18 protein-coding genes and 1 tRNA gene are annotated in these 18,206 nt (G+C 65.8%); 8 read left to right on the forward strand and 11 right to left on the reverse strand.

The genetic code is table 11. From position 1 onward, the window contains the following. Positions 1-43: 43 nt before the first annotated feature. The 3 genes from F4562_RS16865 to F4562_RS16875 all read right to left on the reverse strand — a co-directional run bounded on the left by F4562_RS16865 (position 44) and on the right by F4562_RS16875 (position 2,680). Positions 44-1,222, reverse strand: coding sequence for a helix-turn-helix domain-containing protein (locus tag F4562_RS16865; RefSeq protein ID WP_184547477.1), 1,179 nt, complete (start codon positions 1,220-1,222; stop codon positions 44-46). 12 nt (positions 1,223-1,234) lie between these two features. Next, positions 1,235-1,879, reverse strand: a complete 645-nt coding sequence (locus tag F4562_RS16870; protein ID WP_311734264.1) for an HAD family hydrolase — start codon at positions 1,877-1,879, stop codon at positions 1,235-1,237. 411 nt (positions 1,880-2,290) lie between these two features. Next, positions 2,291-2,680 carry a hypothetical protein gene (locus tag F4562_RS16875; protein ID WP_184547473.1) on the reverse strand — a complete coding sequence of 130 codons (390 nt, stop codon included), beginning with the start codon at positions 2,678-2,680 and terminating at the stop codon, positions 2,291-2,293. A gap of 1,005 nt (positions 2,681-3,685) precedes the next feature. Between F4562_RS16875 and F4562_RS16880 the strand changes: the two genes are divergently transcribed. Beyond that, the gene (locus F4562_RS16880) at positions 3,686-4,096 is read left to right on the forward strand and encodes an NUDIX hydrolase (protein WP_221207830.1); all 411 of its coding nucleotides are present in this window, start codon (positions 3,686-3,688) and stop codon (positions 4,094-4,096) included. 656 nt (positions 4,097-4,752) lie between these two features. Here the strand turns inward: F4562_RS16880 and F4562_RS16885 are convergent. Next, positions 4,753-5,253 carry a hypothetical protein gene (locus F4562_RS16885; RefSeq protein ID WP_184547469.1) on the reverse strand — a complete coding sequence of 167 codons (501 nt, stop codon included), beginning with the start codon at positions 5,251-5,253 and terminating at the stop codon, positions 4,753-4,755. 546 nt (positions 5,254-5,799) lie between these two features. Further along, positions 5,800-7,050 carry an esterase-like activity of phytase family protein gene (locus F4562_RS16890; RefSeq protein WP_221207829.1) on the reverse strand — a complete coding sequence of 417 codons (1,251 nt, stop codon included), beginning with the start codon at positions 7,048-7,050 and terminating at the stop codon, positions 5,800-5,802. 238 nt (positions 7,051-7,288) lie between these two features. Here F4562_RS16890 and F4562_RS16895 point away from each other — a divergent pair, with 238 nt between their 5' ends. Further along, the gene (locus F4562_RS16895; protein ID WP_184547467.1) at positions 7,289-7,753 is read left to right on the forward strand and encodes a MaoC family dehydratase; all 465 of its coding nucleotides are present in this window, start codon (positions 7,289-7,291) and stop codon (positions 7,751-7,753) included. 141 nt (positions 7,754-7,894) lie between these two features. On the opposite strand, the gene F4562_RS16900 is transcribed toward F4562_RS16895, so the two are convergent. Both F4562_RS16900 and F4562_RS16905 read right to left on the reverse strand, forming a co-directional pair. After that, positions 7,895-8,548, reverse strand: a complete 654-nt coding sequence (locus F4562_RS16900) for a response regulator (RefSeq protein WP_184547465.1) — start codon at positions 8,546-8,548, stop codon at positions 7,895-7,897. Beyond that, a complete protein-coding gene (locus F4562_RS16905; RefSeq protein WP_246473456.1) occupies positions 8,545-9,690 on the reverse strand; it encodes a sensor histidine kinase in 1,146 nt (381 codons plus the stop codon). The genes F4562_RS16900 and F4562_RS16905 overlap by 4 nt, the downstream gene beginning before the upstream one ends. 131 nt (positions 9,691-9,821) lie before the next feature. Between F4562_RS16905 and F4562_RS16910 the strand changes: the two genes are divergently transcribed. Together F4562_RS16910 and F4562_RS16915 are read left to right on the forward strand one after the other, a co-directional pair. Further along, a complete protein-coding gene (locus tag F4562_RS16910) occupies positions 9,822-10,484 on the forward strand; it encodes a hypothetical protein (RefSeq protein ID WP_221207828.1) in 663 nt (220 codons plus the stop codon). 259 nt (positions 10,485-10,743) lie between these two features. Beyond that, positions 10,744-10,816 (forward strand) — tRNA-Arg (locus F4562_RS16915). Between the two features lie 61 nt (positions 10,817-10,877). Here the strand turns inward: F4562_RS16915 and F4562_RS16920 are convergent. Both F4562_RS16920 and F4562_RS16925 read right to left on the reverse strand, forming a co-directional pair. After that, positions 10,878-11,879 carry a tyrosine-type recombinase/integrase gene (locus tag F4562_RS16920; protein WP_184547461.1) on the reverse strand — a complete coding sequence of 334 codons (1,002 nt, stop codon included), beginning with the start codon at positions 11,877-11,879 and terminating at the stop codon, positions 10,878-10,880. A gap of 205 nt (positions 11,880-12,084) precedes the next feature. Beyond that, positions 12,085-12,279, reverse strand: coding sequence for a helix-turn-helix domain-containing protein (locus F4562_RS16925; RefSeq protein WP_184547459.1), 195 nt, complete (start codon positions 12,277-12,279; stop codon positions 12,085-12,087). Positions 12,280-12,373: 94 nt separating this feature from the next. Between F4562_RS16925 and F4562_RS16930 the strand changes: the two genes are divergently transcribed. The 3 genes from F4562_RS16930 to F4562_RS16940 all read left to right on the forward strand — a co-directional run bounded on the left by F4562_RS16930 (position 12,374) and on the right by F4562_RS16940 (position 14,748). Next, on the forward strand, positions 12,374-12,628 hold the full coding sequence (locus F4562_RS16930; RefSeq protein WP_246473457.1) for an excisionase family DNA-binding protein: 255 nt from the start codon (positions 12,374-12,376) through the stop codon (positions 12,626-12,628). Then, positions 12,628-13,836, forward strand: a complete 1,209-nt coding sequence (locus F4562_RS16935; RefSeq protein ID WP_184547457.1) for a site-specific integrase — start codon at positions 12,628-12,630, stop codon at positions 13,834-13,836. Before F4562_RS16930 ends, F4562_RS16935 begins: the two co-directional genes overlap by 1 nt. A 525-nt stretch (positions 13,837-14,361) precedes the next feature. Beyond that, complete coding sequence (locus F4562_RS16940) at positions 14,362-14,748, forward strand: hypothetical protein (protein WP_184547456.1); 387 nt, start codon at positions 14,362-14,364, stop codon at positions 14,746-14,748. 459 nt (positions 14,749-15,207) lie between these two features. Here the strand turns inward: F4562_RS16940 and F4562_RS16945 are convergent, their stop codons facing one another. Beyond that, positions 15,208-16,035: a DUF4231 domain-containing protein gene (locus tag F4562_RS16945; RefSeq protein ID WP_221207826.1), complete on the reverse strand. Its 828-nt coding sequence runs from the start codon at positions 16,033-16,035 to the stop codon at positions 15,208-15,210. A 336-nt stretch (positions 16,036-16,371) separates the two neighbouring features. On the opposite strand from F4562_RS16945, the gene F4562_RS16950 reads away from it, so the two are divergent. Beyond that, positions 16,372-16,932: an NUDIX hydrolase gene (locus tag F4562_RS16950; RefSeq protein ID WP_184547454.1), complete on the forward strand. Its 561-nt coding sequence runs from the start codon at positions 16,372-16,374 to the stop codon at positions 16,930-16,932. Here the strand turns inward: F4562_RS16950 and F4562_RS16955 are convergent. After that, on the reverse strand, positions 16,913-18,127 hold the full coding sequence (locus F4562_RS16955) for a helix-turn-helix domain-containing protein (RefSeq protein WP_184547452.1): 1,215 nt from the start codon (positions 18,125-18,127) through the stop codon (positions 16,913-16,915). The two genes, F4562_RS16950 and F4562_RS16955, sit on opposite strands and share 20 nt — an antisense overlap. Positions 18,128-18,206: the final 79 nt, after the last annotated feature.

Here is an 18,206-nt window from a genome sequence, read left to right on the forward strand (position 1 = left end):
GCATCGGGGAAGTGACACAGACTGTGTCACTCCAGAGGGGGCGTCAGACCACGCCAGCCCATTCGGCGAAGCTGATCAGGCTTTCACTGTTGGCGCGGTACAAGCGCAGCAGGGTCTCGGCGTCTTCGCGGACCCACGGGTGCTCTCGTGTGTGCTGTGGCGCGATTCGGCGAGCTGTCTTCAGCGACTCGAAAGCGGCGTCTTTCAGACCGGCCCACAGTTGTGCCCTGGCTAGGTCGATGAAGAAGCCAGACCTGCGTTCGGCTGGCATCTCAAGAGGCGGTGACCAGCTCTCACCCAGGGCGAGGGCGAGTTGGAGGTGGCAGTCTCCGAGACCGAGGGCGACGGATACTTCATGGACGCGGACAGAGCATGGGCCGAACGCGGTCCCGTAGTAAATATCTTCAGGGACTAAGTCACCGAGTCGCCGAGCCTCGCTCAGATGGGACATAGCGGCGTCGGCGTTGGCCGCTCGTGCTGCGATGACGGCTGCTCTCATATGCAGAGACCCCAGGACGCCCAGACGCGAGCGCCCTGCTTTTTCCGGTAGGCGGTCGATCGCAGCTTCGATTGCGCGTAGACCTGCGTGGTATGCGTGCGCGGCAAAGAATACTTCGGTTCGCACATACGCCGTCGATGCGCTGAGAAGAGGATCCTCGGTGGTGGCCGAGGTCTGGCGCATCAATTCGATCAATCGAGCTGACAGATCCAGGTAGCCATATTTGTAGGCGACCGCATCGGCTGCACGGTAGGTGGCCACGAGTAACGCCGCGATGTCGTCAGGGTTGGCCGTCGAGTGAACCCCGCGGATGAGTTCGCCGAGTAGGCCAGGCAGAGTTTGCGCTAACCGTATGTACTGGGCGCTCAGGCGCTTTTGAACCACGCTGGCAACGGATGCTCGAAGCGCGGGCACAGGGCGCACCGGTCCCTCGTCGGGGACGTCGTAGGCGGCGATGACCTCGCGCAGTGCAGGGATCGCGTCGTGGACGCGGCTGTCGAGGCGGCCGGAGTTCCCCAGGAGGCGGGACGGGTCGACGCCCAGGGCAGCGGCAATGGCGTCCAGGACGTGGTCGCTGGGCACACGCGTACCCTGCTCGATCTTTCGGAGCATGCTGAGGGAGACGTTGGCCGCCTGGGCAAGGTCGTCCTGCTTCATGCGGCGTGTACCGCGAATCGCGGCGATGCGACCTCCGAGGCCGTTCCTGAGAGCTTCACGGGGCATGCCGCCTCCAAATTAACTTTCTGACAGGAGAGAAGGTAGCTCCGTGATGCTGTCAATGCGCCAATCCACTGAACTGAGAGTGGCTGCATCGTTTCCCCATAGGTGCCCCCAGGGGCCTCGCCGGATTATGCAGGTGCGCAGACCATAGAGTTTTGCGGGCAGGATGTCGTTCGCGGGGTGGTCGCCTACGTAGACTGTTTCATGAGCAGGCGTCTTCGCGAGCTGTAGAACTTTGCCGAAGAATTCTGGGTCGGGTTTCGCGACGCCCCATTCCTCCGATGTGACGATCACGTCGGCAGGGATCGACAGTCCGCGCAGAAGATCACCGGCTTTGCGGGTCTGGTTCCCGGCGACGCAGACGCGAAAACCTGTGTCACGAAGAGCTTGCAACCCGGTCCGGACGTCGGGGTACAGGTCGGTCTCATCGAGGTACTCGCCCTGGCCGGCCTCCTCGCGAGCTTGGCGCAGCGCACGCGGGTCGATGTCCGGCCGGAGGAGGCGTATCGCCTCTGCGTTGTCCATGCCTAGGGCTGTCACTGCCCCTACCAGAGCAGACAAGGTGTGGCGGGGAATGTTAAGCCAATCCGCCCATGATCCCCAGTACCGGTCATCACGAACCAGCGTCTCGCCTATGTCAAATACCACGGTCTTAACCACACATGGGAGGGTAGGCCAGTTCGCTGCCGTTCGTAGCGCGGGTACGGCAACTACCCATAGGAGCGCTGACGGGGTCTTGTGGTCGTGCTCAGTCACCATTGAGGATCTTGGAGCTGGGGAGGTTATAGAGGCGTTCCGTATGTCCGTCTTGACGGCAGAGCCGCATTGCCGCCGACGAGTCGTAGGCGCCGCACGGCTGGAACCGCCTGGGAAGCTGTCCAGCCGTGCGGCAGCCCGTGCCCTCGCCGCGATCGCGGGTCGCGATGCCGGGAAAGGTGAACATATCTCCTGTACTGGTATTGCGCTATAGGACATTTTTGTCACCCTGGGGCCATTTTGGAGAGGGCGTTCTGTGAATATGCACCTGAACATATGAGCGCCCGCCTCCTCGTGAGGCGGGCGCTCACCTGTTCATCCGACGGCCGTACGCCGCTCCGGAACGCCGGCCTCAGCCAGGCGAGCCCGGCGCCGCTCGCGCAGGTTGACGACGCCGAGCCGAGCGCGCTGGGCGTCCAGGAGCGCGGCGCCCTTGCGCATCAGCTCGTGGAGCGACTGCTTCTTGATCCCGAGGATCCCGGCGATGTGGTTGATGGAGTAGTCGCCGCCCTCCCTGGCGGCCGAGGCCGCGCGGGCGATGGCGCGGAGCTTGGTCTGACGGAGCGCCTCGGCCAGTTCCTCGATGAGGACAAGGTTCGCGGGGTCGTCGGCGGCGTGGTCCTCCATCCGGCGGAAGAACCGGGCGAGGTTGGCCGCCAGTTCGGCAGGCTCGGTGACCCGTTTGGTGCGGGGTCCGGGGTGCATGAGAGTCCTCTCGGAGGTGGCGCGTCGGGCTGATTCGGTGAGCACGAAGTGAGCACAACGGCGCCGTTGACTGCCAACGACAGTCAACGGCTACAAACACTTCATGTGGCCGTTGAGCTGCATAACCAACGGGTGCCAACACAGCCGTAAACAGCCAACGGATGGCTTTAGAAGACTGCTAATGCGGTTTGGGTTTACCGCCCATCCGGGGTTCAAATCCCCGAGCCTCCGCAGGTCAGAGGCCCTCTCCCGAGATACGGGGAGAGGGCCTTTTTGATCTCTGAGGGCTTTTGACACAACGAGGGCACGGCAGGAGCTCGGGAGGTGTCCGCGGCCCGGACTTCCGGTTCACCTCTGTCGCACCCGGACCTGCCTCGGTCATCGGCAGTTGAGGAGCCTCACCCGTTCACCAACCACGGTGAAGCGGATTTCCGGTCTCCCTCCACCGCTCCGCCCTCTCCACGCAGTCCGGGCACACGGGCTCGTCAACCGATCTCGCCACGGCATCCGGCGTGGCGGGCCGCAGCGACCCCAGGGCGGTGATGCCCGGCGGGCGACCGGTTTCCGGGTCGACCAGGAACGTCGTGACCTCTGCCGGGTCGAAGGTGAACACGCGCCTGCACCCGTAACAGCGGCCTGTCTCGGTGGCCATTTCGTACAACCTCCTCTGGAGGGATCCTGTGGCTGAACCCGTCGGCGCGGGCTTCTGCAAGCGTGGGGTCGTGAACGGCTGTGCGTCCATCCTCACACCGCGGGGCGACCATGAAAGGTCGTTCCACCGGTGCAAGGACGATTCTCAAGAGCACCACCCCGCAGCGTCGAGACGAACCGTTCGCCGACTGTCGGTTCCGGCTGAAGACTGGCTCTGGCTCATATTCCGTGATCGTCATGAACTGGCCTCGAAGGGATTGAGGGCTCCGTCGATGGGCTGAAGGCCCGTGGGTGCTCTCTGGTGTAACCAGGTTTGTTTGATCTGGAATGCTGGTAGGCGTGTTTAGTGACGGTGTGCTGAATGTGGTGGCGGCGGCTGTTATCGATCAGGGACGCCTGCTCGTCGTGAGCAAGAAGGTGGCGCCGGACGTGTTCTACCTTCCCGGGGGCAAGCCGGAGACAGGGGAGAACCCGCAGGAGACCCTGGTCCGGGAGCTGAACGAGGAGCTCGGCGTCGCGCCGCGCGATATGGGCCTGCTCGGCCAGGTCGAGGACATGGCAGTGCTTGAGGGGGTGCCGATGCGCATGACGGTTTTCACGGTCAGACTGGCCGGACGCCCACGGCCCGCCGCCGAGCTTGCCGCTCTCGGATGGACCGACGGGCGTGACAGCTATGAATCTCGCCTGGCCCCAGCGGTTCGCAACCAGGTGCTTCCCCTGCTCGTCCGGGCAGGAGCTCTCGTTCTCGACGATCACGGAATGTGAGCCAGAGCCACGATCGAGTCGGAATCGACGCCGACGTCGCGCATAAGCGGTATGGACACGCGGGCATGCCGTTCGGTCGTGGTGACCCGCGTGTGGCCGAGCACATACTGGATGATCCGGGTGCTTACCCCCTCCTCGATGAGGAGCGTCGCGACGGTGGGCTGGGCACCGTGGACCGCCGCTGAACTTTTCCACGGTCGTGAGCCGGATTGTGACCGAGCACTTCTGCGCCTCCGGCTGTCCCTCCTGCCGGCAGCCGTAGACCACGTTATGGAGCACGCCGCCGCCGTCCGGCAGCGCGTCTACGGTTCTCGGCCGACACCTTCTGACAGGCCTGCGGCACCTCTGGCGAAGCCACTGTGCTCCGGCGCGGCAACCCCTTCGCAGCGCCGATCACGACGTACCCGTTGACCCCCTCCTGCGCGTCGTCCCTCGTCTGCCGTGTCGCCACATTGCTCCAACACGGCGGGAGGGGTTCCTTGACCGTCTCGGCGCACGCCTTCACATGGGTATGCGAGGGACGCGGGGGTCTGTTTTCGAGGGAGGGCGGGACCGTGCGTGCGGAGCGGGAGCGCCGCACCCGATCCGCGTCGGGTGCGGCGCCCGCGCAGGGTGCCCTGTGTGGCCGGTCGCCGGAAGCCGTGGTGCCGGGCGGCCTAGAAGATGAGGTCCCTGATGATGCGCTGAGATCCGTCGGGCCTGTCCACCGTGATGGGTTCGCCGGCCCAGCGCGGTCCGTCTGGTCTACCGGACCTGTCGAATCTGTCGGACCTGTCGGACCTGGCGGATCTGTCGAGTCGCTGGTGTCTGCCGGGGCCGCGACGTCCGGAGGCGCCGTGAGAGTTCATCGCGACGTGGTCGGACCGCCAGCCGCGGTCGCGTCCCTGCTCCTGCTCCTGCTCCTGCTCCTGGCCGTCTCCGCGGTGGTGACGTCGGGCGGGAGCCTCCCACTGCGCACTGCCCCAGCGGAAGAAGTTCCGCTGGGACCTGCGGGAAGGCCGTGCACCGGGCCTGTCGCGGTCGCGATCGCGGGAGAGCAACTCGCCGGTGACCGTGCCGACGGCGTGCGACTGCGAGATCGAGCCGAGCGCTTTGTTCCGCTGGACGGCGGCACCGGCCGGTGTCTGGTTCGACGACATCGCGAGGACGCTGACCATGGTTGCGACGACCAGGGCGCCCGTACGCCTTGTGATGGTTTGGCTCGGTACCCAGCTGCTTCTGTGAGAAAGCACTTTACTCCCCATCTCACTGTGATTCGAAGGTGTCGGATATCTCTCACTACCTGAAAAGAGGTAGCGGATGGGAGATACCCCTCCTATCGCGGATGCAGTGCATTGAAACCGTTGATGCACGGCAAACAAATAGCACCTAGGGAGTATTTATATTTTAAGTGTTATATCCGCATTTTTCGGTATCGCTTACTTTGTAGAGAAAGGCAGAATTTGATGTCTTTGGTCGTCATTTCCCCCGGTAGCCGGTAGCCGGTAGCCGGTGGTGGCCGAGGGTGGGTAGTCGGCGGTCGCGGGCAGCCGGTGGTCGAGGGCCCACACGTCGTGTTCTGGCGCTCACCGGGCAGACGCCGTCCCCGCCGTACGGGTAACCGCCCGGCCCCGGGACAAGCTCAGAGGGATCCCTCGGGCCGGGCGGGCGGCCCCGGTCAGCCGGCAGGAGGCTCGGGGCGCGTCATGCCGTCGCGATCCACGTCACCGGTGGACGCGGGGGTCGGCCTGCAGCGGGTGCGACAGCCGTACCGTGATGAACTCGTTGTCGTCGGGCTTGCCCGCAGTACGGCCCGAGGAGAACGGGAAGTTGTTGTCGTCCAGGATGCCCAGCGTCCGGTCGTCGAGGATCACGATGTCCTCGATCGTCTGGAACGGGAAGCGGAAGGTCTCTCCGAACCCGCCGAGGCGGCGGGGGTTGGCCAGGTCGAGCAGGTCGGCGACGAGGGTCTTGCGCAGGTCCTTGTGGCGGATGTCCACCAGGTAGACATGCTTGGTCTTCGCCGCGTCACCCTGGAGGTTGTCGCGTTCGATGACGAGGAAACGGTGCCGGTCAACAGCGATCATGTCGCCGATCGCGTTGTCCGGGCTCTCCAGCCGGTACGTCCACCGCCTGCCGGTGTAGGTCCCGCGGCGCAGGTTGAACTCGTTGATCCGCAGCGTCCCCGCGGGGTCGCCCGTCACGGTGCCCTCCAGCAGCGGGTACAGCGTGCGGCCGTCCACCGAGCGCGCCATGCCCTCGAACCCCTTGCTCCTGCCCAGGTTCGGCTGCTCGCCGTCGAGGAGCGGGTTCTCCGGCGCCTTCACCCCGGGCAGGGGGACGGGCGCCTCCAGCAGCTCGCCCGACGCGGAGAAGTGCAGCAGGAACGGGCCGAACTCGTCACCGATCCAGTAGGTGCCGTCGAAGGCCCGCACGATCGACTCCACGTCGAAGTCGGCGCCGGTCAGCTTCCGGTCGGGGCGGGTGAGCGGCCAGGTCACGTGCCCTTCGGGGTCGCTCAGGTCGAAGCCGTCCAGCACCGCGACCTCACCGCGCCGGAAGTCGGGCTTGATCCGGTGCACCCGCAGCAGGAAGTCGGCGCTGTTGTTCTTGGCGCCGTAACCGTTGTCGGACAGCACGTCGAAGGTGCCGTCATGCCGCCGCACGATGCCGCTGAAGCCCTGCACCGGTTGCCCGGTGAACGGCGGCGTCACCCCGTTGACCGGTGCCGTGCCGAGCTGGGAGCCCGACGGCTCGCTGCCCGGCACGAACGTCAGCGCCGGCAGGGAGGCGAACCCGGTCAACACGGCACGTCCGAAGTCGCCCCGCCCGGAACCGGAGTGGAAACCGGAAGCGGCGGGGGATCCGGAGCCGAGGGTGGCGGGGGCGGGGGCGGGGTCGGCCATCGCCGGTGCGGAGGACACCGCCAGCGCCAGTACGGCCGCGCCAATGGTGATCGTCGTGCGTCGTCTCATGGCGGGCAGGCTAGGTAACCGGTGTGAACGTCCGGTGTTGTGCTGCGGGCCGTACAGCGAAAAGAAGATACAGGCTGTCTGAAAAGTGGTAATAGGTCGTTCGGAATGGGAGTGGGTTCATGCGGGGAACTCGGCCGCGGACGCGGAGAGCTCGATCCGGAGGTGCGGGAGGCGAGAAGGCGCACAATCCTGATCACATGTCTTCTCGCCGCACCCTCTGCCGAATAAAGTTCCAATCATGAGGATTTTCGCTGATATCACCGAGCTCAAGGCCGCCGTCGGAGAGCGTTTCGGCCCCACCGACTGGCGCGAGGTCACCCAGGAACAGGTCAACTTGTTCGCCCACGCGACCGGTGACCACCAGTGGATCCACGTGGACGTCGAGAAGGCGAAGCAAGGACCGTTCGGCACAACCGTCGCCCACGGTTATTTGAGCCTGTCACTCCTCCCTTCCTTCATGGGGGAGCTCCTCAAGGTCGGCGGGCTGGCCATGGGCATCAACTACGGGCTCGACAAGGTCCGCTTCCCCGCACCCGTCCTGGTCGGCTCGCGGGTCCGGGCCGGGGCCGAACTCGTCGACCTCAAGGAGACCTCCTCGGGTTACCTGGCGAACATACGCATGACCGTGGAGATCGAGGGCCAGACCAAGCCCGCGTGCGTCGCGGAGACCCTCTCCCTGTACATCCCGGCGGGGCACCCGTAACCCCGGCCGGTCACTGGTGGGTCCCCCGCCACTCGCCGGTCCACCGGCCACCGCCAGGGCTCGCCCTCCCTCAGGGGCTCACCGGTCACCGCCGGGGCTCGCCCTCCCTCAGGGGCTCACCGGCCACCGATGGGTCCCCTGTCATTCGCCGGTTCGCCGGTCGCATCCCCCCGAGAGTTCCTGAGCCAGGATCGCGGCCTGGACGCGGCTACGGAGACCCAGCTTGCTCAGCAGGCGGCTGACATGGGTCTTCGTGGTCGCCTCCGCCATGTTCAGCTCGGCGGATATCTCCGCGTTCGACATCCCCCGCCCGATGCAGGCCAGCACCTCACGCTCGCGCTGGGTCAGCCCCTCGACCTCCCGGGGCCTGCGCTCCGGGACCGCCGCGCCGAAAGCCGAGATCAGCCGCCGGGTGACCGCCGGCGCGATGAGGCCGTCACCCCGGGCCACCACGCGCACCGCGTCCGCCAGGGCGTCGGCCTCGGTGTTCTTGAGCAGGAAACCGGCGGCTCCGGCCCGCAGTGCGCCGAAGACGTACTCGTCGATGTCGAACGTGGTCAGGATCAGTACGTCCGCGACCCCGCTCAGCCTGCGCGTCGCGGAGAGCCCGTCGAGCTTGGGCATCCTGATGTCCATCAGCACCACGTCGGGTCGCAGCTCGAGGGCCAGCGCGACGGCCTGGTCCCCGTCCGCGGCCTGGCCGACCACTTCGATGTCGTGGTGACCGTCGAGGATGAGGACGATCCCCGCGCGGACCGCCGCGTGGTCGTCGGCGACGAGGACTCGGATGGTCATGTGATCTCCCGGGTGGGCAGTTCGGCGCGGACGCGCCAGCCGTCGTCGTGGGGTCCGGCGTCCAGGACACCGCCGACCAGCGTGGCCCGTTCCCGCATGCCGATGATCCCCGTTCCCGCGCCGGGAAGCCCCCGCTGGGCACCGTCGACCGGGTTGTCCACGGTCAATGTGACCAGCTCCGGACGGTAGCCGATCACGATGTCGGCGGCTTTGCCGCCGTGTTTGAGCGCGTTGGTCAGCGACTCCTGGACGATCCGGTAACCCGCGAGGTCCACCGGGGCGGGCAGTTCCCGGGCCTCGCCCTCCACGCGCAGCCGTACGTCCAGACCCGCCTCCCGTGCCCGCTCGGCCAGCTCGCCGGCCTCGGCGACCCGCCGCCGGATCGCCTCGGGCTCCTCGCCGTCCTGCCGGAGCAGGCCGATCATGGCGCGCATCTCGCCCATGCCCGCGACGCTGTTCTCCCGGATGGACTCCAGCACCGTCCGCACGGATCGCGCGTCCAGATCCTTGCGGGAGAGCACGGCGGTCGACTGGATGGCGATCGCGCTGAAGTGGTTGGCGATCATGTCGTGCAGTTCCCGGGCCATCCGGCTCCGCTCGGCCTGCACCGCCGCCGCCCGGTCCAGCTCCGCCAGCCGCGCCACCTGCTCGGCCTTGGCACGTTCGGCCGCCGCCTGGTCCTCCAACTGCTTCATGATCATTCCGGTGGACACCGGGGTCACCCCGATGAGGGCCGCCTGGACCAGGAAGATCACCGCGAGCCCCACATGCCTGAGGAGAATCCCGGCGGCCACCCCCACGACGACCGCGAAGACCGAGGTGACACCCAGCATCCGCTTGCCCAGTGTGCGCGGACCGTACCTGACCGCCGCGTAGAAGTTGTCCGTGACGATCAACATGGTGCCGAGCGACGGACCCAGGGCGAGGTCACCGCAGAAGGCCGCCACCCCGCACCACAGCGAGAGCATCGGCCTGGTCCGGCGCACGGAGACACCCACGCACGCGACCACCAGCGGGCCGATGAACAGCAGGCCGACGGACACTTGGACGGGCAGTTCGCGGGGTTGGTAGGCCTCCACCACGAGCAGCAGGAGGCCCGCGGCCAGGGACACCGCGGCCCACAACGCGTCGTCCCGTCTCATGCCTCTCATCTCACCACCCGGATAGGGGCCGCCGGTCCGGCGCCGGACGGGTTCGCCGTACATACAAGGATGTAGGACGGTTCATCAGCACCGACGATGCCCGCGCCGCAGAACCAGGTGATCGTGGAACCATGATTCTGGCGGTCATCATCGGTTGTGAGATCGGCTTCTGGATCCTGCTGGGGCTCGGGCTCGCCGTACGCTACCTGTGGGGCATGCGCCGGCTCAGCAGTGTCCTGCTCCTGGCGGTCCCGCTGCTCGACGTCATCCTGCTCGTCGCCTCGATCATCGACATGCGCGGTGGCGCGCAGGCCCACTGGCACCACGGCCTGGCCGCCGCATACCTCGGCTACTCGATCATGTTCGGCCATCGGACGGTGAAATGGGCCGACGCCAGGTTCGCCCACCGTTTCGCCGGGGGCCCCGAACCCTGGCGTCCCCCGGCCGGCGGCATGGCCAGGGCCCGGTACGAGTGGGGCATCTGGCTCCGGATCGTCGTCGCGTACGGCATCACCTGTGCCCTGCTGTTCGGCCTGATCCACATGGTCGACGACCCCTCGCGGACGACGGCGCTCGTCGAGTTCATGAACGGCATGCTCAAGATCCCGATGATCGCGGTGCTCTGGCCGTTGAGCTACACCTTGTTCCCGAAGAAGGATCCCAATCAGGCGGAAGGCCCGTCTGCGGCGGAGGCCGGTTCGCCTCCGGCCGGAACCGGAACCGGTTCGTCACAGGGCGGTTCACCGGCAGGGACCGGTTCACCGGACGCGAGTTGGCGGGCGCCGGGCCGGTGAAGGCTGAGCCGGTGAGCACCTCCAGCGGGCGTCGCGGGTGCTCGTCGGAGACGGTGGCGGCGGGACGGGCCCGGCCGGTACGGTGGGTGCCGGGTGAGCTGGACCACTTGGTTTCGGCCCCGGTCAGGTTCTCCGAGGTCATGGGTCACGGCTACCCGACGGGCCGTCCAGGGGAGCCGGTTATTGGCTTCAGCACCCGTGTACGACTGGTAGAGTTTCACCTGTCGCCACGAGCCAGCAGGCCAGGGGCGACAAGCGAGCGGCCGTAGCTCAATGGATAGAGCATCTGACTACGGATCAGAAGGTTAGGGGTTCGAGTCCTCTCGGCCGCGCAGATGTAAGAAGGCCCTTGAACAGGCGATACGCCGTTCAGGGCCTTCTTGCTTTTGGTACTCAACCGGTCTCTTCCCCGCCTTTGGGAGCCATCCTGGGAGCCACGGGCTTCTGTCGTCCCAGCAGAGCTCCCGAGATCGCCGCCGTCGCGGCGCGCTTGTCGCCCTCCATCAGGTGCCCGTAGACGTCCTTGGTGATCGAGATGCTCGCGTGCCCGAGGACGTCGGAGACCACGTGCAGCGGCGTGCCCTGGGCGAGCATGAGCGAGGCGCCGGAGTGGCGGAGCTCGTGCGGGTGCCAGTGGCCGAGGCCGGCCCTCTGCGCCAGCTTGGAGAACAGGTGCGAGAAGGTGTCGGGGTCGGACGGATTGCCGGAAGACGTGGGGAAGATCAGCCCGTGCTCGGCCCACTCCTGTCCGGCCTGGAGACGCTCGGCGTTGTGCAGGGCCCGGTGCCGCCGAAGCGCGTCGACCAGCTCGGACGTCAGGCACAGCGTCCGGCGTGACTTGCGGGTCTTCAGCTCGGAGATGACGAGCTTGGTCCTGCGGCCGGCGTCGACGTCGCGGTTCTTGACCCGCTTCACCGCATGCGTCACGCGCAGGGTGCGGGCGTCGGGATCGAAGGCGCTCCACATCAGCCCGAGCGCCTCACCGCGGCGAAGCCCGAAGACCAGGGAGAGCAGGACGAGCGCCCCCATCCGGTGCTCGGCGACCGCGTCGAGGAGCTGCCGGGACTGGTCGACGGTGAGCGTGCGGCCCTCGTCGGTGTTGATCCGGGGAGGCATCGACAGCGCCGCGACGTTGCGCGCCACCAGGCCCTCACGCTCGGCCTGCCCCAGCGCCTTGCGGAGCACCGCCCGCATGATCCGGACGCTGTTGGGCTTGTACGTCGCCCGCTTGGCCTGCCAGAGCGCGTCGACGTGGGCCACGGTCAGCGCGGTGAGTTTGTGCCGCCCGAGCCCCGGCTTGAGGTGCAGCCGCACCGTGTCTTCGTAGTCGTCCAAGGTCGAGTCGGCGACGTGCCCGGGGAGCGTGGACAGCCACCGGTCGAGGAACGCCCCCACGGTGATCTTGTCGTCGGGGACCGGCAGCCTTTGGTGATGCCCTCGCGGAGCTTCCGGATCTTCTCGACGACCTCGGCCCGCGTCTTGCCGGAGACCTTCTTGCGGACGCGTTCCCCGTTGGGCCCGTACCCGAGGGAGATGGCCCCGCGCCACCGGTCGCCGTCCTTGTAGATGGAGTCTTCGTTCTGGCCGCGCCTTTTCGTGCTCATGCCGCGTTCTCCTCTTCCAAATGGGTGACGAACTCGACGAGCGCGGTCCGGGGAATCCTGCGGAGACCACCGACGCGAACCGAACGGAGAGCACCCGACCTCATGAGCGCATAGACCTTTGTTCGGCCAATGCCGAGCAACTCGGCCGCCTTCTCGGGCCGGAGAAGCAAGGGATCGAGGTCACCGGTCATGCGGCCGCCAACGCTGGCGAGCGACCCTCCTCGCCCTACAGGAGAAAGCGACCGGACGGGATCCTTCGGCGACTTCATCTCTGGGAGCGGCTGCATGACCAAGATGACCGGGAAAGAACCCGCCCCGCTACTTCCTGAGATTGCCCGCGGTCGGCTGCTGACCGTCGAAGAAGTCGCGGAGCGGTTGAACACCACGACCCGTTTCCCCCGCCGCCTGATCGAGGAACGCCGGATCGCCTTCGTTCGCATCGGGCGCAACGTCCGCACCCCCGAAGCGGCACTTGAGGCGTTCATCGCAGCGGGACTCGTCGAACCGATCACCATCAACCGAGGTAGGAGGGCCGCGTGATGGCCGAGGCCGCCCTTGCCGCGTCCGAGGAAGGGCCTCGGCGCTCGCGTAAGAGGAAGCCTGCCAAGAGGCGCTTCGGTCGCGTTCGGCAACTGCCCTCCGGCCGGTGGCAGGCCCGGTACACCGGCCCGGACGGTGTGGACCGCCCGGCCCCGGAGACCTTCGCCACCAAGACGGACGCCGAGGTCTGGCTGACCAGGAAGGAGGCGGAGATCCTCGATGACGAGTGGATCGATCCGGACGCCGGGAAGATCACGCTTGGTGAGTACGGGCGGGCCTGGATCGAGGAACGGCCGAACCTCCGGCCCCGCACGGTCGAACTGTACGGCTACCTGCTCCGCGCTCACCTCGTCTCCACCTTCGGCGAGAAGGCGCTGAGCGAGATCAAGGATCCGCAGGTCCGGCGGTGGCGCAAGAAGCTTCTGGACGCGGGGGTCAGTGAGGTCACCGTGGCCAAGGCGTACCGGTTGTTGAAGGCGGTCCTGACCACGGCCGTGGATGACCAGCTCATCAAGCGGAACCCGTGCCGGATCAAGGGTGCCGGTCAGGAGAGGTCGCCGGAACGGCCGGTGCTCACGGTCGCCGAGGTCTACCGGCTCGCCGACGCGATCGAGCCGCGCTACCGGGCGCTGGTGCTCCTGGCGACGTTCGGCGGTCTGCGCTGGGGTGAGCTGGCCGGCCTCCAGCGCCGGGACGTCGACCTGGGCGCCGGGACCGTGCGGGTGGAACGTCAGTTGATGCAGATCACCGGTCAGGGGCTTGTCTTCACCGAACCCAAGTCCGCGGCGGGCAAGCGGACGGTGGTGATCCCCGATCTGATCGTCGAAGATCTGCGGGCGCACGTGAAGGACTTCACCCAGGACGGGGACAAGGGGCTGATCTTCGCGGGACCGGATGACGGACCGCTGCGCAACACCAACTTCAACCGGCGCGTCTGGGCTCAGGCACTCAGGGACGCCGACCTCCCGAAGATCCACTTTCACGACCTGCGGCACACCGGGAACACCCTCGCCGCGAACGCCGGGGCGTCGATCCGGGAACTGATGGAGCGCATGGGCCACTCCAGTACGCGGGCGGCGATGATCTATCAGCACTCCACCCACGAGCGGCAGCGGGAGGTGGCGAGGAAGCTCGACGGCCTCGCCCGTGGGGCACTCGGGAGGCGATCGGGCACGCAACGGGCACGGAAGCCGGACGAGGCCGAATAAAGATCGAAGCCCAGGTGAGGCGACCATGCCTGACCTGGGCTTTTCTATGTCGTGAGGGCGGTGGAGCCTAGGAGATTCGAACTCCTGACATCCTGCTTGCAAATCGGTCTGATCTTGGGCTGTACGGGGCCTGAGCTGGGCAGCGGGCTCCCCGCGAGGGACCGTGACTGACCCCTGTTGACCGCCCTTAATGGCCCGCTAATGGCCCGACGATCAGCCCCATGACCTGGTCTTCCCCACGCGGCGCGCACACCCCGCCCGCCTGATCATCCCGTCTGCCGTCGACCCGCCCGAAGGGGAAGCGGGCCGGGGTCGCGGGGCCAAGGTGGAGCGCCCCACCGGACGAACGACCTTGGCCCCGCGACCCCGGTCTGCTCGGCTTGTCCCGGGTCGATGGCAGACGGGATGATCAGGCCCCTACCTCAGCCACCTACGGACCGCGCGAAGAAGCCCGCGATCATCCCGGAGCCGGAGCGCCCCCGCCGGAGGCATTCCCTGTGAACCTGATCTACGGATACTTGTGGCATGGCATCCTCGGAGATTCCGCGCACCGTCAAGGCCGTCAGTACGGCCCAGCTCATTTACCTCGATGAGGAGGCGAGGGCGTGCGAGCTCAATCGTCAGCATGGAGCCGGGTGGCTGGCCGAGCATGCCGATCCAGAGGCGACTCACTACTTGTGGCCGGCGTTGGTTCATCGCCTGAACCATCGGCCGGAGCACTCGCCGCATTGGCGCTGCATGCTGCTGCTGACTCTGCGGGACGGTCAGGAAGTTTTCTCGATGCTGGATGTCCTGCCGGCCGCTTTTGATCGGCTGGCTGAGAGCCTGGACCGCGAGACGAAGACACGGATCGCTCGAAGGCTGCTGGGGTCGATGCAGACCGTGGCCGAGTGGTCCGAGCGTAACGCCTGAGGCGTTGTCTGATGGTCTGTGCATGAACTGGGTGCTCTACGCGCTCTGCGGCCCGTGCGCGTCGCGCGCGAGAACGGCCCCCAGGCCGCACGCGCAGCGTGCAGGCGTGCGCGGGCCGCAGAGCGGCGCGCAGCGCCGCCCTTGATACCCATGAGATTAATTCGGCAACTGCTTGGCAACATGACAAGCCGACTATCCCCTTTTCAGGCGGAGCAATCATCCTGTTCGGCTGATCGATGCCTTGGTCAAGCGTGTGCCGCCAGTGGCATGGAGGCGTCGGCGTGTAGGGACATTGTTGTCACCCCAGTTATAGTCACCCAGTGCTGGGGCCCGAAGGAGTCCTCAACGTCGATCGCCCCAGCTAGAGACGGCAAGCACCAAAGTGAGCGATCGTCATCCTGGACCGAGCGGTCATCTCCTCGTCAGACAGGCGTCGTTTGGAGCACCCTCATACAGGAGTTACACGGTCCCTTCTTTACCTTCGTGAGGCTGGTCGAGCTGTTGCTGACGCTTGCGTTGCTCGACCCGCAATAGCTCAATTTCCTTAGAAAGCTTGTAAAGATTTTTGCTTTCATTGGGATCCTCATAGGGAGGAATCCCCAACTCAAATGCAGCCATATTTTGTTCGATGGCGTCCGCCGTCTGCTGCAGATAGAAGCTGCGTTCTCGATATTTGAAATATCCCGTAAACCCGGCCGAGACTCCCACTGCAAAGCTGAGTGCGACCGTTATCCACTTATAGGGAGCGGGAGTGTCGGCAAGGCTTGCAGCCGTTGTGGTTCCTAGCGAACCAACTATGATAATCGCCTGAAAGATGTTATGAATGCGACGATAATACTTTGCCTCATCGCGCAGTTGCGTCAACTCGCGCGGTATATCTTCCTTATACGCGTACTGTCGTTGATAAACAGGCAATCCAAGGTGCGACGCCGAGAGCCGGCGCGCCTCTTCGGCTAACTCAAGGTCGAGCTGAAGTCTGCGTACCGTTTTACTCTCGTTTCCGGTTCTCTCTGACTCCAGGTAAGCGAGCCTCAGAAATAGAGCGCCAGATAAAACGGTTAAGGGGATTGCTACGCGATTGATTGGACCCATATCGAAAATGTCCCAGGTTGATACTGTGGCAATAAAGATAGCCACACTTCCAACCGACACTATTGCAGCCGAAAAGAAAAGGGATCTTTTCTGGATTTTTCGAACCCGTATTGCCTCTTGCAGGGCGAGAATTTTCGCGTTGTGGGCCAATAGCTGAGCTTGTGGACCTGCTCCGATGTTCGCAATCTCGGACAAGTTTCACCGCCTTCAACCTATTTAGCATTATCGCGCACCTTCTCCCAAGATCTGATCATACACAGAACTTTATTCGTTTCCAGCAGTTTGTTCTGACCGAAAATGGCCAACCTAACCTCACAGGAGCCATCTTCATTTCACGGCGCCATGCCTTATGGCCAGGTGAAACCCGTACACCGAATCTCTGGGAGCAGCCGTTGTTAAGCCTTCAGCCCTGCTCATACATGCGGTGAGGGTCGGCGCGTACGCAACCGACGTGGATCGCTTACGCCTGGGCCGCGATAGTTCTACTGGATGCCCGTGTACGTCGGGGATGTTGGCCTGTAACTTCGCTGTGTGGCTACCAATGAGGAGCAGACGCGTTGGATCGTGCACGGTGAGCGGCTGATCTACGACAACGAGTGGATCCGGCTCGGGCTCGTGGACGTGGAGATCCCGGACGGGGAGCGGTTCGAGCACCACGCGGTTCATCTGGGGCGGGCGGCCATGACGGTGCTGGTCGATGATGAGAACCGGGTGCTGATGATGTGGCGGCACCGGTTCCTGTTCGACCGGTGGGGCTGGGAGTTGCCCGGTGGGCTGGTCGAGGTGGGTGAGGATCCGAAGGACACCGCCGCTCGTGAGGTGGAGGAGGAGACCGGGTACCGCCCCAGGGAGATGGAGCACCTGATCACCTTCCAGCCGATGGTGGGCATGGTTGACTCCGAGCACCTCGTGTTTCTCGGCAGAGGGGCCGAACTGGTGGGGGAACCGGTCGGGGAGGTTGAGGCCGATCGGCTGGAGTGGATCCCGATGGCCGAGATTCCCGACATGATCGCCCGCGGGGATGTGTGGAACTCCGGGGTGCTGGTCGGGTTGCTGTACGCGCGAGAGCGGCTCAACGCAGCGCGCGGGTAGCCGCTCGGGTGAGTTCCTTGACGCGTCGTCCGTGCCGGCGGGAGCCGGTCAGTGTGACGAGTTGCTGGGCTCGGTGGAGATGCGGGTGGGCGGCGTCCGCCTCTCCCATGGCCAGGAACGCGTGGGCGAGATCGCATCGGAGACCGGCTTCGGCGCGGTTGTAGGTGCCGTCCATGCCCGCCAGGGCGGACTGGAGATCTTCGATGGTGTCGGGGTCGCCGAAGCGGACCAGGCAGTTGCCGCGCCAGCGGGCCAGGTGGTGCTTGTCGAGAAAGACATACGGCAGGGTCGGGTCGGCGCCTCCTTGGGGCAGGAGGGCGGCGGCTTGGTCTAGAGCGGTGCGGCAGGTGGTCTCGTCGCCGAGGATGGCGGCGGCTTCGGCTTCAGCGGCGGCGAGCCAGGTCCGGAGGTGATCGGGGACGTGCCGGTCGTAGGTGGTTCGGATGTGCTGGAGTAGTTCGGTGGCCTCGGCCGGCCGCCCGAGGTCGACCAGGACGTATGCCTGCTGGCCACGGGCGTAGGCGATCAGGGCTGGGTCTTCGGCTTCGCGGGCGGCTGATATGGCGCGCTCGTGGTGGTCCCACGCGTCGGACAGAGCGCAGGTGTCGATGGCCTGCCATCCGGCGAGAGCTGCCGTTTCCGACATGATGCGTGCGAGTTGAGCGCGGATTCCGGGGCGTATGGCGTGCCGGTGGAAGCGTTCGATCTGGGTGATTTGGGCACGCATTTTGTCGGCGATTGCCGCAGCACCCGCCCGGCGGTCCATCAGGCGCAGATTATTGGTGTCGGTGGTGAGGATCATGACCATGGTGGAGTCGACGACGGTCGCCTCTTCGATCCGGGCTGCCAGTTCCTCGGCTTGCTCCTGGTGGACGCCGTCGCGATTTCCGGTGGGGGAGGCGGTGTCGAGCGGGGCCAGGCCGAACAGCATGCGGGCGTGGTCGGGAAGGCCGAGGCCAGCGGCGATACGCTCGAATACCTCCAGGTCGGTGACCTGGCGTTGCCCGCGGATGATCAGGCTGATGCGGCCCTGGGTGATCCCGGTCGCCGTGCTGAGGCGTGTCTGGCTGGCGCCGTACTTGGCGGCGATCTTGAAAAGCTCGGATATGTTGCGACTCTTGAGAATTGCCCTGTTTTCTTCACGGTCCCAAACCTGTTCCGGAATTCGGATCGGATCGAAAGCGCTTTTTGGCATCCCGTCCTCCGGTGATCAGCCCCCGAGATGACGCGTCGCTGTGGGTTGGGATCCTATATCCCCCGGTGATATATCCGCG

Source organism: Streptosporangium becharense (genome assembly GCF_014204985.1).
In the GTDB taxonomy this organism is placed as follows: Bacteria; Actinomycetota; Actinomycetes; order Streptosporangiales; family Streptosporangiaceae; genus Streptosporangium; species Streptosporangium becharense.